Origin of the sequence: Winogradskyella sp., from assembly GCF_045105575.1 — a bacterium.
Taxonomy (GTDB): Bacteria; Bacteroidota; Bacteroidia; order Flavobacteriales; family Flavobacteriaceae; genus Winogradskyella.
On record NZ_JBGCDQ010000017.1, the window covers coordinates 25676 to 31675 of the forward strand.

The window sequence follows — 6000 nt, forward strand, 5'->3', positions numbered from 1 at the left end:
ATTATTAGCAAGTGTAAAAGTGAAAAAAAGGCAAAAAAAAAGCTTCTCATAATTGAGAAGCTCACAAACTACATATTAATATCAAGGATGAATTGAACCTAATATTTAATTTATAAAATAAGGTTTGATAGTTTTATTACATGAATATTTTTTTTATTGCTTTTGGTAGTTTGGTATTAATATAATCGACTAATGTTAAAGAATCATTAATATCGCTATTATATCTCTTCTATTGTCATTTTTGTAAAAACCAGTAGTTTTAAATATTCGTGTTGCACTTATTAATTGAACTTACAAATAAATAAATCTTAAAAGAAATAAGGTTTTTTGGGATTACCACCATAAGATTTGCTTTTAATAAGAAGTGTTCTTCCATTTCCAGTAAAAAAAGATAATATTTTATTGTTTTGAACCAAAAAAGTTGTAATTCTTGCGTCATCTACTAATAAAAGATAAATTTCTTTAGTATTATTATAATCTATATCTGAGTTTTTTGTTAGTCCTAATTTTTTTGCTTCAGAAAACGGTAGAATTTTATATTCTCTATTTTTTAAAAAAGTACTGTAAAAATTACATTTATTTTTTAATAGACGTAAACTTTCAGTATTTCCCTTTAGGGAATCTTTGGGGATTTTTAAATAATTATGAGTTTCAGTAAAATCAAAATCATCATTTAATATTACATTTTTTATAAACTTATCTATAGTTTTAATATCTTCATTTTGAGCCTTACAATTTAGAGCTAAAGCAAAGGCGATTATTGCAATATAAATTGTTCTAATTTTCATTTTTTCTATTTATTTGTTAACATCCTTTTTGCGAGTTTGGGGCTGTACCAACATTTGTTGGTTCCCCGTTTGTGGCATTCTTATTTCTTATCTCCATTCCTAACGCTCCTGGATTTGAACCAGCACCGCAAGTCCATGAACCATTGCAAGCAGAGAAACCTAAACCTGCTAAATTAGCGGCATCTATAGCAAAGTCAGTACAGTTATATGTGTCTAAATCGTAAACATTATTAACACTCGATGACAAATCCAAAATTTGTTGTAGTTGACTCGATGATATATTAACGGTATGACTGGCAGTAAAAACTTGCCCGCCGTCATTACCTAAAACCGATGTACCCGAAGAATTTATGCAGGGGTTTATCCAATCAGAAACAGGATAAAAGCCATAAGTACTCATATTAGTTCCTTGAACGATTGATATAAAAGCATGCCCAACTGCAGATCCTGCATTTGACTCCCCACTTCCTGGATTTGGCTCTAAAGCATATATGGTAAAACTTGCATCTTCTGTAGTGTCGAAACACTCTAAAAAGTCTAAAATATCTACTATTGGATTATCAGGTCCTTCCACAACAATACTGTCTATTTCACAAGAATTAGTTTCTCTACAATTTTCAACACTAGGATTTGTATTAATATTATCACTTCCACTACGCGGTGTTCCGCCACCTCCAGTATTGTCTGAGCCATCATTATAGTCGTTGCCATTTCCATCATCATTACCACCGCTGTTATCATCACTACCTCCAGTGCAATTTAGTTCGTAAGTGTAAGTACAGTCCTCGTCCTCTTCTACAGTCTCAAAACCACCATCCAGAGTTCCAACACACAATATAGATTCCAATATTAGTTCGCAAGACTCTGACTTTGCACTTACATTTGTTGTAGTTTGCGGCTGACCGTTAATAAGTGTTAAGCTGGCTATGGATTGTCCTTGTTGGTCTAACATATCAACATTACCTGAATAATTCCCAACAGTACTATTTTGGTCACTAAACCATTGTGCAGTAGGTGTATATCTGAGTATGTGGGTGACATAATTTCCATTTTGATTTAACTCTACTACGAGATTATCGGTATTAGGGATAGTTGTTATTTGGCTTTTTATCGATTGGTGTTTTTGAAGCACAAAAGTATATGAAGTTAAAAGCTTATTAACCTTGTGTTTTTTAGCTTTTTTATTCAGATTAATTCTATCAAAAAATATCTTATTACCTGTTTGATTTTTGGCATTATCAATGATTTCATTAACTGCCAGCATAGCGTCCATAATAGTAACGGAAGATTCTAGAACATTGTTTTCATGGTTCATAATGTTTTCATCTTCTGTCTGACAACTAAAGCAGGTAATAACAAAAATAAAAGCAACAATTTTAGAGTTTATAATTTTTTTTATGTTTTATAGAATAATGATTTATATTGAAATTTACTTCTTCAATATTACACACATTAAGCTATTTAAGAGTCCAATATTCTTATATAGTCAAGCATTCTGGACTTCTTTTTTATATGCATTTGGTGTTTTTGAAGTGTGTTTTTTAAAAACACTATAAAAACTAGATTTAGAATTAAAACCTGATTCTAAACCAATTGCTGTTATGGTGTATCTTTTAAACTCTTCATCTAAGAGCATTCGTTTTGCTTCATTAACCCTTAAGCTGTTTATATAATCATTAAACGTTTGTTGAGCATACTTTTTGAAAAGTTGAGAAAGATAACCCTCACTTAAATTTAGTTTTACAGCAATCGTTTTTAATTTTAGATCAGGATCTAAAAATAACCTCTCATTTAAAATTTTGTTTTCAATATCATTAAAAGTTTTACTTTGCACTTTGGAAATGGGTTTATGTTTTAAAACCATGTTACTATTTCTAATAACTTTTCTTTCCTTTAGAATATTAGATTCAAAAATAGAAGCATATCCAATCCAATATATCAAAAAAGAGATTCCGATCCATAGAGGATAAAATCTATAATACCCCTTAGTTAATGATAAATCAATTATGTTAAAAGACAAAAACCAAATTAAACATAAAATTAAACCGATTGTTAACACCCTTTTTAACCATTTAGTGTTAACGTTAATATTATTAAAATTTGATTTTTCATAATTTAAAATCACTCGATATATAATTACTATTAAAACTACAGAATAAACTATAGAAATATGTTCAATAAATAAATTAATGTATTCTACTAGATTGACACTAAAATACTTTTCGTTGAAAATGTATTGATAAATTATAAAAAATGGAAAAAAGAAGAGCAATACCATTACCTCTTTAAGACTAATTCTTTTACTAAGATAACTCTTAACAAAAAAGTAAAAGAAAGGGAGCATTAAAAACTCAAAAGGGAAGAAAGGCAAATATTTTAAATTTGGATAAAGATTAACATCTTTTAACCAGTATTGGAGATTGCTAAAAGCTAAAGAAAAAACAGTGATAGCTAAATAAAAGTTTGTTTTACTCCTTAGTTTTTGGTTAATTAAAATGATAAGTCCAAAGATTATACCATGTAATAAACCTAATAGGATTACTATGTTATATATATTTAAATTATCCATTAGCTAATTTTGATAATCGAAAGATAAAGAATTGGATTCATATAGGTAGAACTTTTCAATTTTGACTTTTGCTTAGTTTTAAGACTCTAAAAAGATTTTTTAAAAACAAAAAACCACCATATTAGAATGGTGGTTTGTATTTATGAGATTTAGCTTTTTAGGATTTATTCTTACCCTACAATAGCTCTTTTAAATCCTGTAACTGTTACGTCACCGTAAGAAGATACATATTCAGCAACGGTTTTCTTTTCGTCTTTAATAAACTTCTGATCTAATAAACATTGTTCTTGATCTAAAGTTGTATTGTCAGAAATGAAACGCTCCATCTTACCTGGTAAGATTCTATCCCAAATTTGTTCTGGTTTCCCTTCAGCTTTTAATTCAGCTTTTGCAGCCTCTTCAGCGTTGGCGATAACCTCTGGAGTTAATTGTGCCATTGAGATATAACTAGGCACATTCTTTAGGGTTTTCCCTAAACGACCTAATTCAATATTATCTTTTTCAATAACTGCGATACGTGCTTCAGTTTCAGAAGCAATAAATGCAGGATCAAAATCTTTATAAGATAATGATGTAGCTCCCATAGAGGCTACTTGCATTGCTACATCTTTAACTAAAGTTTCAGCGTTGTCTACTTTTGAAGATAAACCAACTAAAGCAGCAATTTTATTAATATGCACGTACTGACCTACGTAAGGTGCATCTAATTTTTCAAAAGCTGTGATGTCTAATTTTTCACCAATAACACCTGTTTGCTCTATTAATTTTTCAGCAACGGTCATGCCTCCGAAGTCTGCAGCTAAAAATTCTTCTTTTGTATTGTAGTTTAATGCAGTCTCAGCTAATTTATTAGCCAATGCTACAAAGTTTTCGTTTTTACCAACAAAATCAGTTTCACATCCTAAAACAATAGCAACACCAGACGTGTTATCTACATTTATTTTAGCGATTGCAGCACCTTCAGAAGAATCTCTGTCGGCTCTTTTTTCTGCAACTTTTTGTCCTTTTTTACGTAAAACATCAATGGCTTTATCGAAATCGCCACCAGCTTCAACTAAAGCTTTTTTACAATCCATCATACCAGCACCAGTTGCTTGTCTTAGCTTGTTTACTTCTGCTGCTGTAATTTTTACAGTATTTTCCATAATTTTTAAAATTTAAAAAGTCACTTAATTAATTTTCGAGAATCCCATCAACGATGTTTAGGGCAAGAAAAAGAATCAAATGACTTTTAATATTGTATAAATGTTATTTATTCTTCTTCTTGAGATGCTACTGGAGCTTTTTCAGCTTTCTTAGCTTCTGGTTTTGCTTCGTCCTTTTTAGCTTCAGTTTTTGCTGCTGCTGGCTTCGCTTTTGCATCTTTATCTGCACGCTCGGCTTTTCTTTCGCTTAAACCATCTGCGATTGCAGAAGTAACGATAGATAAAATTTTATCTACGGACTTAGAAGCATCATCATTAGCAGGAATTAAATAATCAACTTCACGAGGATCAGAATTGGTATCGACCATTGCAAAGATTGGAATGTTTAATTTTTGAGCTTCTTTAATAGCAATATGCTCACGCATAATATCGACTACGAAAATAGCACCTGGCAAACGCGTCATATCAGAAATAGAACCTAAATTCTTTTCTAATTTTGCACGTAAACGATCTACTTGTAAACGTTCTTTCTTAGATAAAGACATAAATGTACCGTCCTTCTTCATTCTATCAATCGTAGCCATTTTTTTAACGGCTTTTCTAATAGTGACGAAGTTAGTTAACATTCCACCAGGCCAACGCTCAGTAATGTAAGGTTGGTTTACGGCACCAGCTTTTTCAGCTACGATGTCTTTGGCTTGTTTTTTAGTGGCAACGAAAAGAATTTTCTTACCTGATGCTGCTATTTTAGCTAAAGCTTCAGAAGTTTCTTCAATTTTTGCTGCTGTTTTGTAAAGGTTGATAATATGGATACCGTTACGTTCCATATAAATGTAAGGAGCCATGTTTGGGTTCCATTTACGTGTCAAGTGACCGAAGTGTACACCTGCTTCAAGTAATTCTTTTACTTCAATTTTTTCCATGTTGTAATAGTTTACGTTCTGTTAAATTAGCAATGACTAAGTGGTTGCTTGCGCTCGCCTCAATCATTTAGATGCTAAACCAATAGTCCTGAAATTGTTTCAGGTTCTTTTTAATGTTTACCAAATTTACTTTGGTATTTTTCAACTTGAGTTCCCGATTTAAAATCGGGATTAGTTCAACTTACAAATCTTAAAACGTTGCTTCGCAATTTTTAATATTTGAGTTTCACTAAAATAATCCAGAATCTGCCGAAGCAGATTCTGAATAAAAAATAAGTGTTGGATATTAACGTTTCGAGAATTGGAATTTCTTTCGGGCTTTTTTCTGTCCGAATTTCTTTCGCTCCACCATACGTGGATCTCTAGTTAATAGACCTTCTGGCTTTAATACTAGTCTGTTTTCAGGATCTAACTCGCACATTGCACGAGAAATGCCTAAACGTATTGCTTCTGCCTGGCCGGTGATACCACCTCCATATACGTTAACAGTAATATCAAAGTTGCCATCATTGTTAGTCAAGGCTAAAGGTTGGTTTACTTTATACTGCAATGTTGCAGTAGTAAAATAATCCGCC

Annotated in this window: 6 protein-coding genes; all 6 read right to left on the reverse strand. The window is 31.4% G+C overall.

Translation table 11 applies throughout. The features are described from left to right. Window positions 1-308: 308 nt before the first annotated feature. Complete coding sequence (locus tag AB8B52_RS04680) at window positions 309-788, reverse strand: hypothetical protein (protein ID WP_406025726.1); 480 nt, start codon at window positions 786-788, stop codon at window positions 309-311. 16 nt (window positions 789-804) lie between these two features. Continuing rightward, window positions 805-2061 carry a hypothetical protein gene (locus AB8B52_RS04685; RefSeq protein WP_406025728.1) on the reverse strand — a complete coding sequence of 419 codons (1257 nt, stop codon included), beginning with the start codon at window positions 2059-2061 and terminating at the stop codon, window positions 805-807. A 213-nt stretch (window positions 2062-2274) separates the two neighbouring features. Then, window positions 2275-3357 carry a helix-turn-helix domain-containing protein gene (locus tag AB8B52_RS04690; RefSeq protein WP_406025730.1) on the reverse strand — a complete coding sequence of 361 codons (1083 nt, stop codon included), beginning with the start codon at window positions 3355-3357 and terminating at the stop codon, window positions 2275-2277. A 170-nt stretch (window positions 3358-3527) separates the two neighbouring features. Next, on the reverse strand, window positions 3528-4502 hold the full coding sequence (gene tsf / locus AB8B52_RS04695) for a translation elongation factor Ts (RefSeq protein WP_406025732.1): 975 nt from the start codon (window positions 4500-4502) through the stop codon (window positions 3528-3530). Between the two features lie 107 nt (window positions 4503-4609). Further along, window positions 4610-5425 carry a 30S ribosomal protein S2 gene (gene rpsB, locus AB8B52_RS04700; protein WP_406025734.1) on the reverse strand — a complete coding sequence of 272 codons (816 nt, stop codon included), beginning with the start codon at window positions 5423-5425 and terminating at the stop codon, window positions 4610-4612. Between the two features lie 286 nt (window positions 5426-5711). Next, on the reverse strand, window positions 5712-6000 hold a 289-nt coding region (gene rpsI, locus AB8B52_RS04705; protein WP_406025735.1), incomplete at its 5' end, for a 30S ribosomal protein S9.